Annotated in this window: 19 protein-coding genes; 8 read left to right on the top strand and 11 right to left on the bottom strand. The window is 66.4% G+C overall.

From position 1 onward, the window contains the following. Positions 1–43: 43 nt before the first annotated feature. Entirely contained in the window at positions 44–733 is a 690-nt protein-coding gene (locus tag K4G67_RS14785) for a c-type cytochrome (RefSeq protein WP_239807095.1), read from the top strand. Here the strand turns inward: K4G67_RS14785 and K4G67_RS14780 are convergent. Next, the gene (locus tag K4G67_RS14780; RefSeq protein ID WP_239807094.1) at positions 630–1310 is read right to left on the bottom strand and encodes a cytochrome b; all 681 of its coding nucleotides are present in this window, start codon (positions 1308–1310) and stop codon (positions 630–632) included. The two genes, K4G67_RS14785 and K4G67_RS14780, sit on opposite strands and share 104 nt — an antisense overlap. Beyond that, positions 1307–2035 (bottom strand): cytochrome c oxidase assembly protein, encoded by a 729-nt coding sequence (locus K4G67_RS14775; RefSeq protein ID WP_239807093.1) that lies wholly within the window; start codon positions 2033–2035, stop codon positions 1307–1309. The genes K4G67_RS14780 and K4G67_RS14775 overlap by 4 nt, the downstream gene beginning before the upstream one ends. Positions 2036–2469: 434 nt before the next feature. Here K4G67_RS14775 and K4G67_RS14770 point away from each other — a divergent pair, with 434 nt between their 5' ends. Beyond that, entirely contained in the window at positions 2470–3762 is a 1293-nt protein-coding gene (locus tag K4G67_RS14770; protein ID WP_239807092.1) for a sugar MFS transporter, read from the top strand. A 33-nt stretch (positions 3763–3795) separates the two neighbouring features. Here K4G67_RS14770 and K4G67_RS14765 read toward each other — a convergent pair whose 3' ends face one another. Genes K4G67_RS14765 through K4G67_RS14755 form a run of 3 tightly spaced genes read right to left on the bottom strand, consistent with a single transcriptional unit; the run spans position 3796 to position 7973 of the window. Beyond that, entirely contained in the window at positions 3796–5271 is a 1476-nt protein-coding gene (locus K4G67_RS14765) for a PepSY-associated TM helix domain-containing protein (RefSeq protein WP_239807091.1), read from the bottom strand. Further along, a complete protein-coding gene (locus tag K4G67_RS14760) occupies positions 5268–5840 on the bottom strand; it encodes a hypothetical protein (RefSeq protein WP_239807090.1) in 573 nt (190 codons plus the stop codon). The genes K4G67_RS14765 and K4G67_RS14760 overlap by 4 nt, the downstream gene beginning before the upstream one ends. Before the next feature lie 3 nt (positions 5841–5843). Further along, complete coding sequence (locus K4G67_RS14755; protein ID WP_239807089.1) at positions 5844–7973, bottom strand: TonB-dependent siderophore receptor; 2130 nt, start codon at positions 7971–7973, stop codon at positions 5844–5846. A 159-nt stretch (positions 7974–8132) separates the two neighbouring features. On the opposite strand from K4G67_RS14755, the gene K4G67_RS14750 reads away from it, so the two are divergent. Genes K4G67_RS14750 through K4G67_RS14735 form a run of 4 tightly spaced genes read left to right on the top strand, consistent with a single transcriptional unit; the run spans position 8133 to position 14498 of the window. Further along, the gene (locus tag K4G67_RS14750) at positions 8133–9221 is read left to right on the top strand and encodes an efflux RND transporter periplasmic adaptor subunit (RefSeq protein ID WP_239807088.1); all 1089 of its coding nucleotides are present in this window, start codon (positions 8133–8135) and stop codon (positions 9219–9221) included. Next, on the top strand, positions 9211–12312 hold the full coding sequence (locus K4G67_RS14745; protein ID WP_239807087.1) for an efflux RND transporter permease subunit: 3102 nt from the start codon (positions 9211–9213) through the stop codon (positions 12310–12312). The genes K4G67_RS14750 and K4G67_RS14745 overlap by 11 nt, the downstream gene beginning before the upstream one ends. Continuing rightward, complete coding sequence (locus K4G67_RS14740) at positions 12309–13721, top strand: efflux transporter outer membrane subunit (protein ID WP_239807086.1); 1413 nt, start codon at positions 12309–12311, stop codon at positions 13719–13721. Before K4G67_RS14745 ends, K4G67_RS14740 begins: the two co-directional genes overlap by 4 nt. Positions 13722–13751: 30 nt before the next feature. Further along, a complete protein-coding gene (locus K4G67_RS14735) occupies positions 13752–14498 on the top strand; it encodes a siderophore-interacting protein (RefSeq protein WP_239807085.1) in 747 nt (248 codons plus the stop codon). A 10-nt stretch (positions 14499–14508) separates the two neighbouring features. On the opposite strand, the gene K4G67_RS14730 is transcribed toward K4G67_RS14735, so the two are convergent. Together K4G67_RS14730 and K4G67_RS14725 are read right to left on the bottom strand one after the other, a co-directional pair. Next, positions 14509–15261, bottom strand: a complete 753-nt coding sequence (locus K4G67_RS14730; protein WP_239807084.1) for an SDR family NAD(P)-dependent oxidoreductase — start codon at positions 15259–15261, stop codon at positions 14509–14511. Next, positions 15258–16145, bottom strand: coding sequence for an aldose 1-epimerase family protein (locus tag K4G67_RS14725; RefSeq protein WP_239807083.1), 888 nt, complete (start codon positions 16143–16145; stop codon positions 15258–15260). Before K4G67_RS14725 ends, K4G67_RS14730 begins: the two co-directional genes overlap by 4 nt. Before the next feature lie 146 nt (positions 16146–16291). Here K4G67_RS14725 and K4G67_RS14720 point away from each other — a divergent pair, with 146 nt between their 5' ends. Then, positions 16292–17155 carry a TetR/AcrR family transcriptional regulator gene (locus K4G67_RS14720; protein ID WP_239807082.1) on the top strand — a complete coding sequence of 288 codons (864 nt, stop codon included), beginning with the start codon at positions 16292–16294 and terminating at the stop codon, positions 17153–17155. Here K4G67_RS14720 and K4G67_RS14715 read toward each other — a convergent pair. Then, complete coding sequence (locus K4G67_RS14715; protein ID WP_239807081.1) at positions 17127–17735, bottom strand: TetR/AcrR family transcriptional regulator; 609 nt, start codon at positions 17733–17735, stop codon at positions 17127–17129. The genes K4G67_RS14720 and K4G67_RS14715 overlap by 29 nt on opposite strands. Positions 17736–17813: 78 nt before the next feature. On the opposite strand from K4G67_RS14715, the gene K4G67_RS14710 reads away from it, so the two are divergent. After that, the gene (locus K4G67_RS14710) at positions 17814–19022 is read left to right on the top strand and encodes an amidohydrolase family protein (RefSeq protein ID WP_239807080.1); all 1209 of its coding nucleotides are present in this window, start codon (positions 17814–17816) and stop codon (positions 19020–19022) included. 79 nt (positions 19023–19101) lie between these two features. Here K4G67_RS14710 and K4G67_RS14705 read toward each other — a convergent pair whose 3' ends face one another. The 3 genes from K4G67_RS14705 to K4G67_RS14695 are packed head-to-tail and all read right to left on the bottom strand — an operon-like array spanning position 19102 to position 21361. Continuing rightward, positions 19102–20100, bottom strand: a complete 999-nt coding sequence (locus K4G67_RS14705) for an NADPH:quinone oxidoreductase family protein (protein WP_239807079.1) — start codon at positions 20098–20100, stop codon at positions 19102–19104. Then, the gene (locus K4G67_RS14700) at positions 20097–20903 is read right to left on the bottom strand and encodes a tyrosine-protein phosphatase (protein WP_239807078.1); all 807 of its coding nucleotides are present in this window, start codon (positions 20901–20903) and stop codon (positions 20097–20099) included. The genes K4G67_RS14705 and K4G67_RS14700 overlap by 4 nt, the downstream gene beginning before the upstream one ends. Continuing rightward, positions 20900–21361 carry a MaoC family dehydratase gene (locus K4G67_RS14695; protein ID WP_239807077.1) on the bottom strand — a complete coding sequence of 154 codons (462 nt, stop codon included), beginning with the start codon at positions 21359–21361 and terminating at the stop codon, positions 20900–20902. Before K4G67_RS14695 ends, K4G67_RS14700 begins: the two co-directional genes overlap by 4 nt. Positions 21362–21529 lie beyond the last annotated feature (168 nt).

Raw genomic sequence — 21529 nt, 5'->3', positions numbered from 1 at the left:
GGCCTTGGGAACCGTCCCCGTCGTGACGCGGTTCCCATGAACGATGCACAAATGGCCCGCCCTGCTCGCTTGCCTGACGATGGTGGCACTCCTCGCCGCCTGCGGCAAGGACATGCCGGCGACGAGCGCGTTTGAAACCACCGGCGAGATCATCGCGCTGAGCGGGGGCGACGCCGGTGCGCGCGGTGCCTGCGCGACGTGTCACGGGTTGAACGGCGAAGGCGACGGAAATCTCGTGCCGCGGCTGGCCGGGCTGGATCCCGGCTATCACCTGCGACAACTCGAATATTTCGCGCAAGGGCAGCGGCGTCATCCGCAGATGGTGTGGATCGCCGATCAGCTCGATTGGCCGGCGCGGGAAAAGGTCGCCAATTACTATGCCGCGCTCCCCGTTCCCGATCCGGCGGGGAATGATGTCGCGGATGCCGATTGCGCGGCTGCCACCCTTTACCAGCGCGGCGATCCTGCACGCGGCCTGCCGGCCTGTGCGACATGCCATGGCGCGGATGGCGCGGGCGTGGGTGCGGGCAATCCCCCGCTCGGCCAGCAACCCGCCCCCTATATCGAGGCGCAGCTGCACGCATGGGCGAATGGCGAACGCTATGGCGCGAGCGATGCGATGACCGCGATCAGCCGTCTTCTGACGGAGCGGGAGATGGCGCATCTTGCCGGCTATAGTTCGGCCCTGCCGGGTGCCAGTGGGTATCGGGCACCTCCGGCATCATGCCCTTGAGCACGTCGTCCCGGTCCCAGTAATGATGCTTTATCGCCGCGAGCGCATGCGCGGGGATAAGCAGGGCAAGCGCGATGACGCAGGCGACGTGAATGTCCTGCGCGAAATCGAGGATGAAGAATTGCCATGCCGGGGCCATGTCCTGAAACGGCATGGGCGGAACCGGCAGGATACCGGCCAGCCGAAGCGGGCGCGCCGGTTGGATCGCGGACCACATCGCCCACCCCGAAAGCGGCAGGAGGACGAAGAACAGATAGAACGCGGCATGGATCGCATGCGCCACGGTCGTCTTCCATCCCATCCGGTCCGCATCATTGATCGGGCCGGGCACGATGAGCCGCCACAACAGCCGCAGCGCGCCGAGCGCCAGCAGCGTCAGCCCGATCGACGAATGCCGCTCATACGCGTCGAGCTTTGCCGCCCCGACGAGATAGCGCTGCATCCACCACCCGGTCGCAAGCTGCCAGGTGACGACCGCCGCCATGGTCCAGTGAAACGCGACCCCCACCGGCGTATACCGGCCCCGCTCGCGATAGGAGAGCGACCATTCGCGCCATTGCTGCACCCATGGTTTCATCGGGCATAAGCCGGCGGCAGCGCGCGATAGAGCATGGACAGCGCGATCAGCAGATAGGCCGCCGACGCCGGCGCCCACATGATCAGCCCTGCGATCTGCTGATCCTCCAGCGGGGTCCAGCCCCACGCCTGCGTCGTGAAATAATGCGGGGCATAGAACGCACGCCCCGCAAAGGTCAGCAACGCGCCGAGTGCGCCCATCTGCACCATGGTCGCAAGCGTCGTGGCGATGGCGGCGGGTGCCGGCGCCCGGCGCATCGCCGCCCACCACAACGCCGCCGTCCCGATAAGCGTGACCTGCATGATCCAGAACACCGCATCGTTCGACAGCGCCGCAGCATAGACGGGCGGCGCGTGCCAGAACCAGAACACGAGCGCCTGCACCCCCGTCATCACCGACAGCGAGAGGCGCGCCGCATGACGCCCGAGATCGAACGAGCGCGCCAGCAACGGGGCAAGCACCAGCGCGAGCGCGACATGGTGGATCGCACGCATGGTGAACAATGCCGAGGCCAGGGCGCAAAGCGGGCTGATGAAAAGCACCAGCATGGCAAGAACCGCCGCCACATGGGTGCCGCGCTGCGCCGGAGCGCGCCGCCATCCCACCATCAATCCCGCACCAAGCACGCACAGCAGAACCGGATCCGCATTCCACGCGTGCAGCAATCCCGTCGGGTCGGGCGCAGCGCCGCAATAGGGCGTCCAGATTGGCGGTGATGCAGTCATGGATGCAAGGCTTATCGCAACAATGAGACGGTGTCACGAGGGTCGCCGTGGTGCGATCCGTGCAAGTGTTCGGATCTGGGCCGGCTTACGCAGGGGCCACGACCAGCGCCGGCAAAGGACCGCTGTGCAATCTGTTCAGAAGCAAGGGCGGCATCACCGGGCAGGCGCGACCGGGATGCGTGAGGACGATGCCCGCAAAATCCGCTTTGCCCTGCGGCTCGCGCATCGTGCCCGAACAAACGGCGGGGGCGGACGAGTGTCGCATCCCTTCCCCGCCGCGACGCGCAAATGATGCGTGCGTCATGCGGATGTTCCGTGTGCAGAGAGGCGAAATCGCCACCGACACCGCTTGCAGTTTGCAACGTTATGGCGCAGCCCGGCATTGTCCGGGCTCTCTCCGCCCCGAGCCGAACAGCATGACAAGGAACGCGTTGATGGCACTCGCCCCCGATGTATCGAGCAGCACCGACCCGCAACCGATCGAGGATGCCGGCCGCCCGATGGATGCAGGGGGGCTGCAATATTTCGTGTTCGGCCTGTTCCTGATCTTCGGCGGGATCACCTCGCTCAACGACGTGCTCATCCCCAAGCTCAAGGAGCTGTTCACGCTCAACTACACGCAGGCGATGCTGGTGCAGTTCTGCTTCTTCGCCGCCTATGCCATCATCGGCATTCCCGGATCGAAGCTGGTCAAGCGCATCGGCTACATGCGCGGGGCGACCTTCGGCCTGGTCACCATGATGGCGGGGTGCCTGCTGTTCATCCCCGCGAGCCAGAGCGCGACCTTCGGCCTGTTCCTGCTCGCGCTGTTCGTGCTGGCGAGCGGGGTGGTGATCGTGCAGGTCGTGGCCAACCCGCTCATCAGCCTGCTCGGCCCGCAGAAAACCGCGCATAGCCGGCTGACCTTCGCGCAGGCGTTCAATTCGCTGGGGACCACGGTTTTCCCGCTCGTCGGTGCGGCCGTGCTCCTCGGCAGTCTGGCGCAAGTCGATCCGGCGACGCTTTCGGGCGAGGCTCTTCGCGCCTATCGCCAGGCGGAGGGCGAGGCGATCTGGCGCGGCTATCTCGCGCTTGCGGTGATGATCGGCATCGTCGCGGCGGCCGTGTGGCTGTTCCGCAACCGGCTGAAGGGGGAACGGCACGAAGCGTCTTCGGGGCTTGCCGGACTCGACCTGTTGAAGCGTGCGCGCTTCGGCTTTGGCGCGTTGTGCATCTTCCTCTATGTCGGGGCGGAAGTGTCGATCGGCTCGGTCATCATCAACTATCTCGCGCTCGACCGCGTGCTGGGTCAGCCTGAAAGCGTCGTGGGCTGGATGATCGGGCTTTACTGGGGCGGGGCGATGACGGGCCGCTTCATCGGCTCGTGGGCGCTGCGCATGTTCAGCCCGGGCAAGATCCTCGCCGTGAATGCAACAGGGGCGATCCTGCTCATCGCGCTGTCGGTGTCGTCGACAGGGTCGCTGGCCGGTTATGCCCTGCTTGCCGTGGGTCTGATGAATTCGATCATGTTCCCGACGATCTTCTCGCTCGCCTGCGAAAAACTCGGCCCGCGCGCGGCGGACGGGTCCGGCATCATCAACGTGGCGATCTGCGGCGGGGCGATCGTCCCGCTGGCGACCGGCGCGCTGGCCGATCTCACCGGGGGGTTGTCCTATGCGCTGGTGCTGCCGGCGCTGTGTTATGCAGTCATCGGCAGCTTCGGCATATTCGCGCGCCGCCCTGCGTAATGCGGGCAAAGCCGCTCGACGGTCCGCTTTCGATCAGGCGGTTTCGGGCCGGCCCGTTCGCGGCGCCATCACGCCCGCCAGGCGCACGCCCGGGCGCCAGATGACCGCCCCCGCGACCAGGATCGCAAGGTTCATCGCCACAACGCCGGGCGCGCCGCCGCCGAACCACACGAGATGGAGCAGCGCGCCCGCGATCATCGCAATACCGAGCGCGCGCCGCATGGCCGCATCCGAGAACAGTGCCGGCCACGCCGCGGCCCCGATCAACCCGGCACCGAGCAGGCCCCAGAACGCCGCGACCACCGGCATGTCCGGCCCGCCCGCAAAGCGCAGCGCCGCCACCAGCACGAGCACCAAAGGAATGCCCCACACGGTCATGGCCCATGCCGCCGCCATGCGCGCGATGTCGTGCCCCTTGCGCCGCCGTTTGCGCAGCCACATCGTCGTGCCCGTCGCGGTGATGACGCAAAGCGCGATGCCAAAGGCGATATAGGCAAGCTGTACCGGCAGCCCGGCATAATTGCCGAAATGCAGGTTATAGGTCGACGCCGCCGCCTGCCGGCCAAGCGCGCCATCCGACAGGCCGACCTTTCCGAGATAGGTTCCCGCACCGTCGAAGCTGTACACCTCGCCATAGATGAGGCGGCGCGGCTGCTCCGCGATGATCTGCACGAACTGCCCCCTGGTCATGGGGTCGTGCACCACGACATAGGTCGGCTCCGCCTCCGGAAAGCGGGCGGCGACGGTGTCCATTGCGCGGGCAATGTTCGCCATGGGCGCGGGCGCGGGATCGTGTTCCGGTTCCGCCCCGAATATCGTCGCGTAGACAGGGTCCATCGCCCCGCCGGTATAGCTTTGCGCCAGCGTGCCGACACTCGTATAGCTCAGCCCGATGAACGCGCCGGTAAGCGTGACGGCTAGCGTAAACGGCAGCGTCCACACGCCGAGCCGGTTGTGCCAGTCGGCCCGCGCCAGTTGCGGTTCGCCGCGGGCACGCAGGCGGAACGCATCCTTGAAGATCTTGGGATGGGAAACGACCCCGGTGATCAGCAATGCGGCCAGTGCCACGCCCAGCACGCCGACCAGGATCATGCCCCAGATGACCGGCAGGGTGAGATTGTAGTGCAGCGCGGCGACCATCTCGGTCCAGCTATGCCCCTCGCGCCCGGCGACGCGTCCCTCTCCGTCGATATACCACGCCTTGTTGTCGGTGGTGACGACGGGCCGGGGCAGCGCCGCGTTCGGCATGCGGATATAGAGATGCGCGGTCGGCGTCATGTCCGCCTCGCGCGCGAGGACATTGGGGATCGACGCCTGCGCCGCCTGCGGGGTGAGGTGAGCACTCTCCGCAATATCGGGCTGTTCCCAGCGCTGCCATTGTTCGAGCACGACGACCAGCGTGCCGGTCACCGCGATGAGATAGATCAGCGCCCCTGCGATCAGGCCGAGCGCGGCATGCCCCGACAGGGCACGTTGAACGAGGCTTTTGTCACCGGCGGCAGTGGTCATGCAAACATCCATAAGAGTGCGCCAAGCCCTGCGATCAGCAGCGGCGGGCGGATCATGTCCGCCGGGCCGCGCTGACACAATTGCCAGCTCATCAATCCGGCCCAGACGAGCGGCACCGCCATGAACATGGTCGCAACCGAATTCGCCTCGAGCGGAGCATCCCCCTTCATAGCGGCATTACATGCAAATGCGAACCATTGCGCGGCGAGGAACGACACCGGCACGGTCAGGACGAATACGGCGAGCCGCCTGCGCAGCGCAAGATCGTCGGCGCGGACGCCGGACCGTGCGGTGGCCACGGCGATTTTTTCAGGCCGCGACGCGCCTGTTCGCCCCGCGCTCCTCCGCACAGGGGCGGTCGCCGCGATAAATAGCATCAACGCCATCGCCGCCGCCACGCCGAGCGTCGCGCCCACGGCCACGGCCCACGCCCCGTCGAGCAGCGCAAGCCATAGCAGCGCCCCTGCGCCCAGCGCCCAGCCGCCATGCGACAACCGGCGATCCCCGCCCCACCCCGCGCGCACCAGCGCCACGGCCATGAGGATCAGGAGCAGAGGCGCCGCGATCATGGCTCAGAACCCGAAGCTGATCGTGCCGAGCACGGAGCGCGGCGCCCCGTAATAGCTTTGATCGAACGTCAGCGAGGACAGATATTTCGCGTTCGTCACGTTCCGGACATTGACGGCCAAACCGATATTCTCGGTCAGCGCATAGGACCCCATCAGATCCACCAGCGCATAGCCGCCCTGCGTGATCCGCACCTCCTCGCCCGTGGTGACCGACTGCCGCCCCGGTTCGTAGTAGAAATCGCTCTGATACTGCACCGATGCGCCGAGTTTGAGCGCGTCGAGCATGCCCGGCGTCCACACCGCGTTCAGCCGGACCGTGTTGCGCGGCACGAAAGTGCGGACAGGCTCGCCATCGTCGCCGCGCACGCGCATTACATTGATGCCACCGGTGAGTTGGAGGCCTTCGACAGGCGAACCGGCGATTTCCGCCTCAATCCCTTCGGATTTCGCATCGACGCCCTTGTAGATCTGCCGGCCGAGCGCCTCGTCAAAGCCGGCGGCTTCGGCGACATTGTTCTGATTCGCGCGGTAGATCGCGGCGCTCGCGAACAGGCGACCGCCCATCCATTCGCCTTTCAGCCCAGCCTCGATATTGTCTCCGGTGATCGGGTCGAGCCGGCGATTGTCGATGTCGAAATACTCGATCTGCGGATTGAAGATCGTCGTATAGCTCGCATAGACGGAGATCGTCGGCGTCAGGTCGAAGGTCGCCCCGACGAAGGGCAGCAGCTTGCTTTCGTCGAAATTCTGCGGCGTGCCATAGGAGACGCCTTCGCTCTCGGCGTGGGAGTAGCTGCCGCCGACCATGACCTTGAACGCGTCGGCGGGGTTGAGCCGGACGAGACCGTAAAGGCTTTCCCGCTTCGATTCGACATTCAGGCTTTCTTCCAGCTCCGGAAAGTCGGGATAGGGGAACGTGCCGTCGAACAGTTGATCGACCGGAATGGAAACGCCGATGGCGGGATTGTCATAGGCCGACGACTGCACGTAATCCTGCGTGCCGCGCACACCGCCGAACATGACCTCGTGCTCACGCCCGGCGATGGAAAGCTTGCCACCGACATGCGCGTCGACGGTGATGTTGCGCGTCTCCCCGCCGAACTTGCCCGGATAGCTGAAAATGCCGAGCCCGGTTTCGTGATCCGGCGTGCCATAGACGTAGAAGATTTCGTCCGCCTCGCTCGCCGCGCGGCGCATGATCGTGCCGCGCACGAACCAGTCCTCGTTGAAATCATGGGTGATGTCGCCGAAAATCTGCCGGTCGATCACGCCCCAGCCGGACCATTCGGGCCCGGTATTGGCCGACCGGTCGAACGCGATGCGCGTGCCGTCGGTATAGGTGAGCGGGATCGCACCCCATTGCGCGCCCTGGCTTTGATGATCCTGATACGCGTAGCCGCCGCTCACCACCGTATCGGGGCCGAGATCGGCCTCCACGATGCCATATCCGGTCCAGCGTTCGAGTTCGTAACGGTCGAGGTGGCTCCCGGTATCGAGCCAGGCGCCCACACCGCGGAACCGCACGCTGCCGTCACTGGTAAGCGGAACGCTGACATCCGCATCGATACGCTTGTGATCGAAGGAGCCGTATTGCCCGCTCACCCCGGCCTGAAAATCGCGATAGGGCCGCTTGCGCACGAAATTGATCAGCGCGGAGGGATTGCCCGTCGGCGACAAAAGCCCGGTCGCGCCCCGCACGACCTCGACCCGGTCGTAGATCGCCGTGTCGATCGAGCCCGTCTGAATGCCGAAAGCGAAGGGCAAGCCGACGCCGTCGATCTGAAATGTCTGAATATCGAACCCGCGGGCGGAGTAGTAGACGCGGTCCGTCTCGGCGGCGAGCACGCTGACGCCCGGCACGGTAGTCAGCAATTGGTTGACGTCGTTAAGCTGAAAATCCTCGATCTGGGCGCGGGTGACGACGCTCACCGACTGCGGCGTTTCCTTCTGGCTCAGCGGGAGGCGGGTCGCGGTGCGCTGTTCCTTGACCGCGTAGTCGTCGCTGCCTTCGGAGCGCACGCCGGTCACCACGATCTCGTCGCGCGGCTGAAACTCATCGGCGGCCACGGTGGCGGCACCAGTGGCAGCAGTCGCCGCGGCGGTGGCGAGAAGGAACGGGGTCACGGCGGTCATTTGCAAAAGTCTCCGGTGCTTGGGCGTGTGGCGGCGTCCTTATCATTCGCCGCGCTTCTTGCAAGTGATTTGCATTACACTTTGATACCTTTGCAAACGGGCAGGCCACCCCGACACAATCGCTTTGCCCTATCGGCGCAAGGCGTTAGGGCTATGCGCATGGTCCCATCGCACTTCCGGCTTTTCTGCATCGCATGGCTCGTCATGCTGTCCGCCTGTTCCAGCGACGAACCCGCGCAGGAGCCGGCACCCGTGGCCGTCGTTGCACAGGCGATTCGCACCCTTCCCCAAACGCTGGAGATCGAGGCGATCGGATCCGCCCGCGCGGCGACATCCGCCGAAATCTTCCCCGAAACGCAGGGCCGCGTGACCGAGGTGCTGTTTTCCGCCGGCGATTACGTGCGCGAGGGCGCGCCGCTCCTCCGCCTCGATTCGCGCGCGGAGCGGCTCGCGGTGGAGGCCGCGCGCATCGATGTACGGGAGGCGGATCAGCTGCTCGCCCGCTATCGCCGGATCGAGGATACGGGCGCCCTGTCCGAAAGCCAGATCGAGACCGGGGAAACCGCCCTCGCCTCGGCCCGCGTCGCACTCGATCAGGCGCAGACCGCGCTCTATGACCGGACGGTGCGGGCGCCGTTTTCGGGCCATGTCGGCCTTACCGAAGTGGACCGCGGCGACCGGGTCAACGATTCCACGCCCATCACGCGCATCGACCGGCGCGGCACACTCTATGTCGATTTCCCCGCGCCCGAGGCGATCTTCAGCGCGCTGCAACCCGGACAGGTTATTCAGGTCACCCCCTTTTCCGACCCCGACCGGACGATCGACGCGCGCGTCATCGCCACCGACAGCCGCATTTCCGCCGACAGCCGCGATTTCATCGTCCGCGCCGCGATCCCCAACGATAACGACCGCCTGCGTCCGGGGATGAGTTTCCGCGTCAAATTCACCCGCAATGGCGAGGCGCGCCCGGCGGTGCCCGAACAGGCCATCGTCTGGGGCGGAGAGGGATCGCATCTTTTCGTGGTGCGCGAGGGCAAGGCGGTGCGCGTGCCCGTCACCATCACCGCGCGGCGCGACGGCATGGTCTTTGTCGATGCGCCGCTGTCCGCCGGCGACCGGGTGATCGTCGAAGGGGTACAGAAGATCCGCGACGGTCAGGATATCCGCCTCGTGCAGCCGCGCGGCCCCGCCCGGCAGGATGTGACGCTATCGAACCGGGACGGCGCCGACCGCGATGGAGAATAAGTCCGGCCTTCCCATGCTCGCGGTCCGGCGGCCGCTGCTCATCGGGGTGCTCAACCTCCTCATCGTGATCGCGGGGATTGCGGCCCTGCTCGGCGTGGAGGTGCGCGAGCTTCCCGATGTCGACCGGCCCATCGTGTCGGTGAGCGCCACCCTGCCCGGCGGCGCGCCCGAAACCATGGATGCGGAGGTGACGAGCGTCCTTGAGGATGCGGTCGCCCGCGTATCCGGCGTGCGGCAGATCAGCGCATCGAGCGAGGAGAACAATTCCCGCATCCGGGCCGAGTTCAACCCCGGCGTCGATCTCGACACCGCGGCGAGCGACGTGCGCGAGGCGGTCGCCCGCGTCACCCGCGAATTGCCCGAACGCGTCGAACAGGTCCGCATCGTGAAGGCGGACCAGGACGCGCAGCCGATCATGACGCTCGCCGTGCAATCCACCCGCTACGATCGGGCGGCGCTCACGCAGATCGTCGAGAACGACATCGTGCCCGAACTGCTCACCGCCGATGGCGTGGCCAGTATCGAGGAATTCGGCACCCGCCAGCGGCAGATGCGCGTATCGGTCGATCCGGCGCGGCTTAACCGGTTCGGCCTGACCATCGCCGACGTCGCCGATGCGCTGCGCACCGCGCCCTATGACGTGCCGGTCGGCTCGTTCCGTTCCGATGCGCAGGAGCTGATCGTGCGGGCGGAGGCCAGCGCCACCTCGCCCGCGCGGATCGAGAATGTCGTGATATTGGGCAATATCCGGATCGGCGACGTGGCCGATGCGGGCTTCGCACCTGCGAATGCGACGAATTTCGTGCGGATGGACGGGCGGCCGATCATCGGGCTGGGCGTGGTGCGACAGGCCAGTTCTAACACGATCCAGATTTCGGACGCGATCCGCGACGGGGTCGACACGCTCAACGAACGGTTCGACGACATCCGGATCGAGGTGGTGTCCGACGATGCCGAATTCATCCGCATCTCGGTGCGCGAGGTGCTGATCACGCTGGCCTTCACCATTGCGGTGGTGATCGGCACGATGCTGCTGTTCTTTCGCGCATGGCGGCCCACCATCGTGCCGAGCGCGACCATCCCCGTCGCGCTGGTGGGCGTGATCGCAGGCATCTGGATGATGGGGTTCTCGGTCAACCTGCTGACGCTCCTGGCGCTGGTGCTGGCGACCGGGCTCATCGTGGACGATGCGATCGTGGTCCTCGAAAATGCGCAGCGGTTGCAGAACGCGGGCATGGGCCGGCGCGCCGCCGCGGTCGTCGGCACGCGGCAGGTGTTCTTTGCCGTGATCGCCACCACCGCCGTGCTGGTATCGGTGTTCGTGCCGATCAGCTTCCTGCCCTCGGAAGCCGGGCGGCTGTTTCGCGAATTCGGCTTCGTGCTGGCGGTCGCGGTCATCATATCGAGCTTCGTCGCGTTGAGCCTCGTGCCCGCGCTCGCCTCCCGCTTCGATCTGACGAGCGGGGACGAGGCGCCCGGGCGGCTGTCGCGATGGGGCAGCGCCGTAACGCATCGGTACGAAAGCGGGCTAAAACATTGCCTCGACCGGCCCCGGCTCGTCGGGATCGTGTCGGTCGTGCTCGCCGCCGCGGCGGGGCTGCTTTACACGCAGCTTGAAAACGAGCTGGTCCCCGACGAGGATCGCGGCGTCATCACCGTCGATGCCAGCGGGCCGGACGGGGTCGGCATCGATTTCATGGACCGCGAGATGGACGAGATCGAGCAGGTGCTCGCCCCCTATCTCGAAAGCGGCGAGATCAGGAGCACGTTTTCCGTCGTCGGCCAGTGGGACCCCAACCGCATCCGCGTCACGGCACAGCTCGCCGACTGGGACGCGCGGGACCGCAGCCAGACCGCAATCGTCGAGGCGCTCAACGAACCACTGGAGGATATTCCCGGTTCGCGGGCCAGCGCGCGGGGGCGCGGCACGTTGAGCTTCGGCGGCGGGGACGACGGGATCGAGGTCGCGCTGACCGGTGCGGAATATGCCGACATCTACGAATCGGCGCAGGCGCTCGCCACCGCGATCGACACGCAGTCGTCCATCCTGTCCAATGCTGACGTTTCCTACCAACCGACGCAGCCGCAATTGTCGATCCGCATCGACCGGCAACGCGCCGCCGATCTCGGCGTGGCGCTCGACGATATATCGCAGGCCCTGCGCGCGATGGTGGGGGGTGACGATCTCGTCGATCTCAACGTCGGGGATCAGGCCGTGCCCGTGTTCCTCACCACCCCGGCGGTCAGCGTGACCGGACCGTCCGACCTTTCCAACATCTACGTGCGCGGCACGGGTGATGCGCTCGTCCCGCTCTCCAGCGTGACGCGGTTCGATGAACAGGGCATCGCGGCGGAGCTCGACCGGACGGAACAGCGCCGCGCGATCGAGATCGGCGCCGACATCGCACCGGGCACCCCGCTGCGCGACGCGGTGGACGAGATTGAGCGGCTGGCCGACGAAACGGTCGCGCCGGGCATCGACATGCTGCTGCATGGGGAGGCGGAGAGCCTCGACGAAACGTCGAACGATCTGTTGCTGACCTATGGCTTCGCGCTCGTCATCGTGTTCCTCGTGCTCATCGCGCAGTTCGAAAGCCTGACGAGCGCGCTGGTCGTCGTGCTGACCGTGCCGTTTGCGCTGGCGGCGGCGGTGTTCGCGCTGTTCCTGTCGGGCATATCGCTCAATATCTATTCGCAGATCGGGCTGGTCATGCTCATCGGACTCATGGCGAAGAACGGCATCCTGATCGTCGAATTCGCCGATCAGCTGCGGCAGGAGGGCCGCGACGTGCGCGAAGCGGTGGAGGAAGCCGCCGCGATCCGCCTGCGCCCGATTGCCATGACGCTGATCTCCACCGTGCTGGGCGCGGTTCCGCTCATCCTCGCCAGCGGCGCGGGCGCGGAGGCGCGGCAGTCCATCGGCTGGGTCATTTTCGGCGGGCTGGGGCTGGCGGGGATCTTCACCCTGTTCCTGACGCCGGTGATCTATCTCGCCCTCGCCCGGTTCGAGACGCCGCGCAATGTGGAGGCGAACCGCCTGCGCGAGGAGATCGAGGCCAGCGATACCGATGCGGTGGGCGCGCCGGCATGATATTGCGCCACATCCCGCCCTGCGCCGCGGCGCTCGCGCTGTCTGGCTGTGCCACCGCGCCGGTCGTCGTGCCGCCCCCGGTGGTTTCCGCCCCGCCGGAATATGCGAGCGACCTGCCGCCCTCCGGCCTGGGGGAGGAATGGTGGCACGGGTTCGACGATCCGGTGCTGTCCGCGTTGATCGAACGGGGGCTGACCGCCAATCTCGACATCGACGCGGCGGGCGACAGGCTGGCCGCCGCGGCCGCGCTGCTGCGCGCGGAACGGGCCGATCGCCTGCCCCGTATCGACGGCACGGCGGAGGCGGGCATATTGCTTTCGGGCGACAGCATGGTGGATGGCGCGGCCGGATTGCTGGCGGCGTTCAATCCCGACATCAATGGCAGGCTGGCCGCAGAAATCCGCGCCGCCGCCGCCGATTATGCGGAGGCCGACTATGTCCTGGCCGACCGGCGCCGCCTTGTCGCTGCCGCCATCGCCACCCAATATGTCGAATATCGCCGCACCGGGGCACAGCTCGAACTGCTCGAACAGTCGACCGGGTTGCAGGAGCAGACGCTGCGTATCGTGACGCTGCGGTACGAGGCGGGCCTTGCCGCCAATCTCGACGTGCGCCGCGCCGCCGCCGACCTTGCCCAGACGCAGGCGCGGCGCGGGCTCATCGCGCTATCGCGGGCCGATGCCGCCAACACGCTGGCCGTGCTGCTCGCCGAGGCGCCGGGCGCATTCGCACCGCCGTCGCTCTCCGCCGGGATCCCGGTGTTCGGGCGCGGTCCCGATGCGGGCGTGCCGGCGGACCTGCTGCGCCGGCGGGCCGACCTCCTCGCGGCGGAAGCGCGGCTCGTGCGGGCAGCGGCCGATATCGGGATCGAGCGCGCGGATCTGCGGCCCTCCCTCACCATTCCCGGCAATCTTTTACTGGGCGATGGGACGCTCGGCGGGTTGTTCGGGGATTTCCTTCTCGGCTTGGGCGCCGCGCTCGACGTGCCGATCTTCGATGGAGGACGCCGCCGGGCCGAGGTTGCGGCGGCGGAGGCCGAGGCGGATGCGAGGCTCGCCGAATATCGCGCGACCTTCCTCGATGCGCTGCGCGAGGTGGAAAACGCGCTGGTTGCCATCGACGCCTATGGTCAGAGGATCGACGCGCTAGGCGAGGCGATCGAGCAGAGCGAGACTGCGCTCGGCCAGTCGAACGCGCTTTATCGCGAAGGGCTGACCTCGCTGTTCGACGTGCTCGACGCGCAGAGGCAGCTCATCGCCAGCCGACAGTCGCTCATCGACAGCGAGGCCGCGCTCGCCAACGCGCATGTCGCTTTCCATGCCGCGGTGGGATCGCCGGGCGGCAGGGAGGATGCCGCGCCCCGGCGATACGCCGTGCGGCCTTGCATGATGGCGGCCGCTTCTGAATGAGGGGGCGTGTACGAAGAGAAGGAATTGCCGATGCCCCGCCCCGAACCCCGTCTGCTGACCGTGATGGAAAGCCGCCGCCTTACCCCGAACATGCACCGCGTCACCATTGGCGGCACGGGGATGGAGGGGTTCCCCACCGAACAGGACGGCGGCTATGTCAAGCTGATGATCGAGGATGAGCACGGGCGACGCGTGCGCACCTACACCATCCGGCATCACCATACGGACAGGCTCGACATCGATTTCGCCTTGCATGGCGAGGATGCGGAAAGCGGTCCGGCAACGCGATGGGCCGTGACGGCGGCGGTGGGCGACACGATCCATGTCGGTGGGCCGGGTGCGGCAAAACCGCTTCCCGATACGGCGGGGCCGTTCCTCATCGCCGGGGACATGACCGCGCTGCCCGCGATTGCGGTCAATCTGGAACGGGCGCGCCGCGATGCGACGGGTACGGCGTTCATCGCCATCCGCGACGAGGCCGACCGGCAGCGGATCGCAGCGCCCGACGGTGTCACGATCCACTGGCTGGTGGATCCGAAGCTGGGCGAACATCCCGCCATGCTGATCGACGCGGTGCGCGGCGCGCCGTTCCCCGACGACCTGTCCTATGCCTGGGCCGCGTGCGAGTTCGAGAGCATGAAAGGCCTGCGCGACTATCTGCGCAAGGAACGCGGCCTCGGTCCCGACCGGCTCTATCTCTCCAGCTACTGGAAACGCGGGCTGATCGAGGATGAGCACAAGACGGTGAAGCGCAGCGACACCGAAGCCAACGGCTGATCCTTCGGCTTCAGGCGCCGGGCGCGACCACCTGCGACAGCGCGCCGTCGATGGTGACGGTCGCCCCGGTGATGTAATCCGCCGCGGGCGAGAGCAGGAACACGACCAGCGCGGCCACCTCCTCCGGCGTGCCGGCGCGGCCCCACGGGATGTTCGCCTCGGCCTTGCGGCGGACTTCCTCGTCATCCATCGCCTCCGCGTTCATCGGCGTCAGGATCATGCCGGGCGCGACGCCGTTCACCGCAATGCGCCGCGGCGCGAGTTCGAGCGCGAGCGTCGCTGTCAATTGCGCCAGCCCGCCCTTCGCTGCGTCGTAATCGACCGCGCCGCCGCGCGGCGCATCCTCGTGGATGGAGGAGATATTGACGATGCGACCGCCCGCCTTTGCCATGCGGGCAAAGGCGCGGCAGGTCAGGAACGGGCCGTAAAGATCGGTGCGCACCACCTTGTCGAAATGCGAAAGCTCCATGTCGACAAGGCAGGTTCCGCTCATGTTCAGCCCCGCCGAATTGACCAGCAGGGTCGGCGCGCCGAATTCCTTTTCACACCGGGCAAACAGCGATGCGACCGCATCCTCGTCGGCGACGTCGGTTTGAACCGGGATGGCGCCGGTCTTGCCCGCGATGTCCTGCGCCGTGTCCTCCTCCGAATGGTAGGTGAAGACGACGCGCGCGCCATTTTGGGAAAGCGCCATCACGCAAGCGCGGCCGATGCCCGATGCGCCGCCGGTGACGATGGCGGTGGATTGCGAAAGATCGGTCATGCGGAAACTTTCCTGATGGTCATGGTGAGCGTTCGGGTTTCGTCGGGTGCGATGGACATGATGCCGGGTTTTTCAAAGATGTCGCCATCGAACCCACCAGGGTCGGCGATACCCCGCCACGGCTCGATACACAGGAACGGCGCCCCCGGTTTCGTCCAGATGCCGAGCGTGGAAAAATCGTCGAAGCCAATCTCCAGCCGTGTCCGCCCCGGCACGCCGAACCGGACGCGCCGGCTCCGCAATGCATCGAAGATCAGCGCATCGTCCGCAAACATCGTATCGCGCGGGATCAACGTGTCGCCGTCGACCGGCGTCGCAAAGCGCTCGGCCAGAAGCAGGCCATCGGCATTCACCCGGCGGATCGGTGCAGGTTCCGCCTGTGTGAACACCACGGCATGATCCTCCCGCGCGCCGCCATAGGGCAGCGGCCAGCGCAGGGCGGGATGAAAGCCGAAACTGGCCGGCATGGGACGGTCGCCGCGATTGGCGACGCGCGCCGTCATGGCAAGCCCGTCCTCGTTCAGAATATAGGTGATGGAAAGCGCAAAATCGAACGGATATTCGGCGCCCGCCCGCGCATTGCGGACAAGCGTGAAACAGGCCCGGTCTGCCTCGACCGCGGCGAGGGCAAAGCGATTGTCGCGCGCGAACCCGTGCTTCGTCATCGGATATTCGCGCCCGTCGAGCCGATAGGCATCCCCTGTCATGCAGCCGATGACGGGAAAGAGAATGGGCGACCGCCCGGTCCAGAATTGCGGATCGCCATCCCAGAGCAGCGGCCCCGCCACATCGTCGGCGAGCGCCATGAGCTGTGCGCCATCGGCATCGATCCGCGCGGACATCCCCCCGCCCCGGATGGTTGCGCTGCGGCTCGGTTCGTTCATGATGCTCTCTCGGACTTGCATGGGCGAAGGCGGACGGAAAAGGCGGGCGAGACGAAACCATAACGGGACAGCCCCGCGAAAGCTCCCGTCAAAACGGATGATCCGATTTGGCAAAGGCGGCGAACGCGCGCATAATCAGGACCGCCATGAGCGCAGACCGAAATACCGACGCGAAACCCACCGCCGCCCGCCCCTCGCGGGAGGAACTCTATCGCCTGGCATGGTCGGCGCCGCTTGCGCAGGCGGCGGCGCGGATCGGGATGTCGCCCACCGGTTTCGCCCGGCTTTGCGACCGGATGGACGTGCCGCGCCCGCCGCGCGCGTTCTGGTCCGCGAAGGGGCGGGAAACGGTGGAGAGGCCCCCGCTCCCCGTATCCGATACAGGCGGCGCGAACGCCGCGCCGAAACGCACGCGCATGCCGATCGCACGCCGGCGCGAACAATTTGTCGACATCGCGGCCCGGATCGCTCTGACACGCGGGCCGCGTGACATCTCACTGCGCCAGGTGGCCCGCGATGCGGGGATCAGCGAGGCACAGGCGCATAATTGCTACGCCGGGCGGCGCGAATTGCTGATGGCGCTGGCCTATCGGGAATTGCGGCGCGGCGGTCCGGGGCGCCCCTCGCGCCAGCCGCGCGGCCATGATCCGCGCGAACGGCTCGTCCTGTCGATTACCGGCTACCTTCACGAGGCGGCCTTGCGCGGGCCGTTGCTGAAATCCTTGATGCAATTGCCGGAGGTGCGCGAAGGGCTGCGCGACGAACGCGCCGTCGCCAGCGCCCGCGCACGCAGCCAGATTCTCGCCGCGATCCATGCGAACGGCACACCGCCCGATACGCGGACGCAGGCGACCAATGCAGCATTGACGCAGGTGTGCATGCGCGCGGGCGGCATGGTCGCGGCGAACCGGCACGATTCCTGGGATGTGGTGCGGCTTTGTCTTGCAACCGTCATGGCGCGCACGCGCGCGGTCGCGGCTCTCACCCGCCCGGACGTGACGCCGCCATAGGGCGAACCGCGTCGATCGCCGCGCCGATCAGCGTGTCGCAAATCTCGCCCGCCATGGCAGGGGCAAGGGCATCGGAGCCGACCATGCTGCCCAGCTCCTCCGGAATGGCGACGAGCATTTCGATCCATGCGAGGCCTTCGCGTACCGAAAGGCTGAAATCCCGGCACAGCGCGCGCAGCAATTGGCGTATGTCGGCCTGCAATCGGCCCGGACCATCGCTGTCCAGATCGACCGGCAAGTCCCCTTGCACGAAATAGGTCAGCGGCACGCCGCCGCCGGACAGGAATTGCAGGTAGATCCGCGCGCAACGCATCAGCCGATCGCCGGCATCGCCATTTCGCGCCGCATGAGCGAGGCCGGCGGCGCGCAATTCGTCGATCAACTCATCCAACACCGTCGCCACCAGCGCATCGCCATTGGCGAAATAGGTCCAGAACAGCGACGTGCTGATCCCCAGCGATTCGGTCAGCAAAGCGATGCCGAGTTGCGGCGTGCCGCTCTGCGCGATCTGTTCGCGGGCGGCGGCGACGATCTGCGCACGCCGGTCGGCCTGGCTTGCGGAACTTTCGTACTCGGCCAATCCTCGTGTCCTTTTGTCCTTCGCAGCCGCATCGGCGCAGCCCCCCCTCTTTAGCCTGCGGATGGCGCGGAACCGGCGATGGAACGGCAGGCAGGATGCAAGGAGAGCGATGCGATGAATTACGAATACGGGCGCGTCATCAACGACGCCGACAGCCACACGATGGAAACCGCCGACTGGATCTACGAATTTCTCGACGAGGATCTGCGCGACAAATACGGCGATCTCTACAAGGCGGACACATCGGGCCGCGTCGTCGGCCTGATCGAGAAGGCGAAAAGCCGCGCCCACGATGCCGAGGCGGACGCCGCCGCCGACCCCATCGGCGGGGACAAGGGCTGGCTCGCCTTCGGCGCGTTCGACACGTCCGAACGCACGCGAATGCTCGACAAATATGGCTTCGTCAGCCAGCTCGTCTTTACCACCGCCAACCTCGCCGCGATGGGGCGCGCCGAAACCTTGCGCGACAAATATGCGCTGGTGAAGGCCGCCAACATGGCGCAGCAGAAATTCTGCGACGGGGATACGCGGCTCGTGAACGTGGCCTATGTCCCACTCGACGATGCCGACATGGCCTTTGCAGAGGCGGAGCGCGCGATCGATGCCGGTGCGGGCGCGGTGGGCGTGGCGCCGATGCCCTGCGGCGACAAATCGCCCGGCCATCCCGACCACGATGCATTCTGGCAGATGCTGTCGGATCGCAGAATCCCGTTCATGGTGCATATCGGCACCGGCACCGGCACCATCACGCAGCCCAAGGGCTATCACAACAATGGCCGCGAACGCTCGCCCGACATTCACGGCGGGGGCGAAAACCTGCGCTTTGCGGATTTCACGTCATTGTGCTTCGCGCCGCAGGAATTCCTGTCCGCGATGGTGTATGACGGGGTGTTCGACCGGTTTCCCGCCCTTCGCGGCGGCGTCATCGAAAGCGGGGCGGGATGGGTGCCCGATTTCCTGCGCCGGCTCGATTCCGCCTATCGCGCGTTCGGCAAGACGGATCAGTATCTGAAAGCGCTCGCCATGAAGCCGTCGGATTATATCCGCCGCGCGGCGAAAATCACCCCCTTCCCCAAGGAAGACGTAGGCGCCATGATCCGCGATGCCGGGCCGGAACTCTTCATGTTTTCCAGCGATTTTCCCCATCCCGAAGGGACGAAGGATCCCGTCGGCCTGTTCGAGGCCACGATGGACGATCTGGACGAAGCGGTGAAGGACATGTTCTACTGCACCAATTACGATGCGATGATGCACTATTCCTCTCAGCCGTTGCAGGCCGTCGCCTGACCCCATCCAAACGTTGCAATCGAAAATGGCGGTCCCGGTCGGGGCCGCCATTTTTCTGCGCCGCGATGTGACGCCGTGTTCACCCCGGCGTGACGATCACCTTGCCCACCGCCTTGCGATCGGACAGCCAGCGAATCGCATCGCCGCCGTCTTTCAACGGCCAGGTCCGGTCGATCCGCGGCGAGATCCTGCCCTCCTCCCACCATGTAAAAAGCTGCTCCACATGGGCGCGGTTACGGTCCGGCGCGCGCTGCGCGAAGGCGCCCCAGAACACGCCGCGCACATCACAGCTTTTAAGCAGCGTGAGGTTGAGCGGCAGTTTCGGAATGCCCGCCGGAAAGCCGACCACGAGATAACGCCCCTCCCACGCGATGGAGCGTAGCGCCGGCTCGCAATAATCGCCGCCCACAGGATCGTAGATCACATTGGCGCCGCCCTTGCCCACCGCGTCCTTGAAACTGTCGGCGAGCGCCTTCGATTGCGCCTTGTCGAACGGGGCGCGGCCATAGAGCACGACATCGTCGGCGCCCGCATCGCGCGCGGCCTGCGCCTTCTCCTCGGTCGATACGGCGGCCACGACCCGCGCGCCCAGAGCCTTGCCGATTTCCACCGCGGCCAGCCCGACCCCGCCTGCCGCGCCGAGCACGAGAAGCGTTTCCCCCTCCTGCAACTGTCCCCGGTCGATCAGCGCATGGATCGTCGTCGCATAGGTCATGAGCAGGGCCGCGCCTTCCGCCGGATCGCGCTCGCCGGGCAGGCGAAACGCCTTTGCCGTATCGACGACCATCTGCTCCGCCAATCCGCCATGCCCGGTCACCGAAATCAGCCGGTCGCCGACATTCCACCCCTCGACCCCGGCGCCGATGGCCGTCACCTCGCCGCAAATCTCGCTCCCCGGTGCGAAGGGGCGTTCGGGCTTGAACTGATATTTGTCCTCGATGATGAGCACGTCGGGATAGTTGATCGCGCAGGCCAGCACCCTGACCGCAAGCTGCCCCTCGCCCGGTTCGGGCGCGGCAATGTCCTTCAGCTCCAACGTTTCGGGCCCGCCCACCGCGGTCGACAGTAATGCTTTCATGGCGTGTCCTCTCCTTGTATCAGCAGGGCGGCACGCAGCCGGTCCCGCATGTTTTCATCGATGGCGAGATGGTCGAGGTACCCCGCGACCGAACCGTGTCTTTCCGTGATCGCGTCGAAGGCCGCACCGATGTAATCGGGATGCGCGTCCATCATGACCGACACCGCATCGGCTCCGAATCTTTCGTAGAAGGCGGATCGCGATCCATCCCCCTGAACCGCGCGGGCCTGATCCGACACGTCCTGCCGCGCCAGCGCGGTGAGCGTGTAATCCGCCACTATATCGTCCCGCGAAACGCCCAGCGCCGCGAGGATCAGCGCCGCCGCCATGCCGGTCCGATCCTTTCCCGCCGAACAATGGATCACGCACGGCACCGCGCCATCGGCAATGCGGGAAAGTATCTCGCCGAAGACATGCGCCATGGTAAAGGGCAACTCGGCATAGAAATCGTGCATCAGCGCCGCCGCACCCTCGCGCGAGGCGGGATAATCCATCGCCATGTCGATCAGCCGCCGCTTGTGTCCGGGGCGAAAATGATGCGTCTCGACGCCTTGCGACGTCCATAGGGTTACGTCGGCCTCTCGCTCCCGCCGGGCGCGCAGGTCGAAAACGGCTTTTATGCCCAGCGTGTCGAGCATCGCGATGTCGCCGGGCGTAAGCTTCGACAAGCGGTTCGCGCGATAAAGCATGCCGCGCCGCACGCGCCGCCCGCCCGCGCCGACATAACCGCCAAAATCACGGAAATTGCGCGCGCCTTCCAATGGCACGCGCCGGTCGCGCAACATGTGTGCGGCGCCGATCACCCCCTCACCACGAATTGCCCGAGCCAGCGCGCGATCATGGCCGGGCCATCCTGCCCGCGGGTGTGGAGTTCGACATCGATGGTCTGCTGAAACCGGTCGGGCGCCTTTTGCGTGACCGCGGCGATGTGGAAGGCGGCACGAACGTCGCTTCCCGAACGCACCGGGTGCACGAAACGGATGCGGTCGGTGCCGTAATTGATCCCCATGGCAAGCCCCGGAATCTCCGGCCGGTCCGCCATCCCCTGCAACCGGGGCAGCAGCGACAGAAGCAGGAATCCGTGCGCGATGGTCCCGCCGAACGGTGTTTTCGCGGCGCGTTGCGGATCGACATGGATGAATTGATGATCGCCGGTCGCGTCGGCGAACCGGTCGATCATCGGCTGGTCCACGGTGAGCCAGCCGGACAGGTAGCGTTGCCCCGCCAGATCGGCGATGATCGTGTTCGCGTCGATGGCCATAGAGCGCTCCCCGGTGATTCCGTGCACAGGGATAAGGGAGTATGCCCCGCGCCGACAACCCCTTTTCGAATATTCGGTACAAACCGAAGGATATCGGCGCCCCGGAACCCGACGTCCAGCTTGCGCAAGCTCTGTGCGTGCACAGATGCCGCCTCAAATTGCAAATGC

This window comes from Croceicoccus hydrothermalis (assembly GCF_022378335.1).
Taxonomy (GTDB): Bacteria; Pseudomonadota; Alphaproteobacteria; order Sphingomonadales; family Sphingomonadaceae; genus Croceicoccus; species Croceicoccus hydrothermalis.
This window is presented reverse-complemented; position numbering and strand designations above follow the sequence as displayed.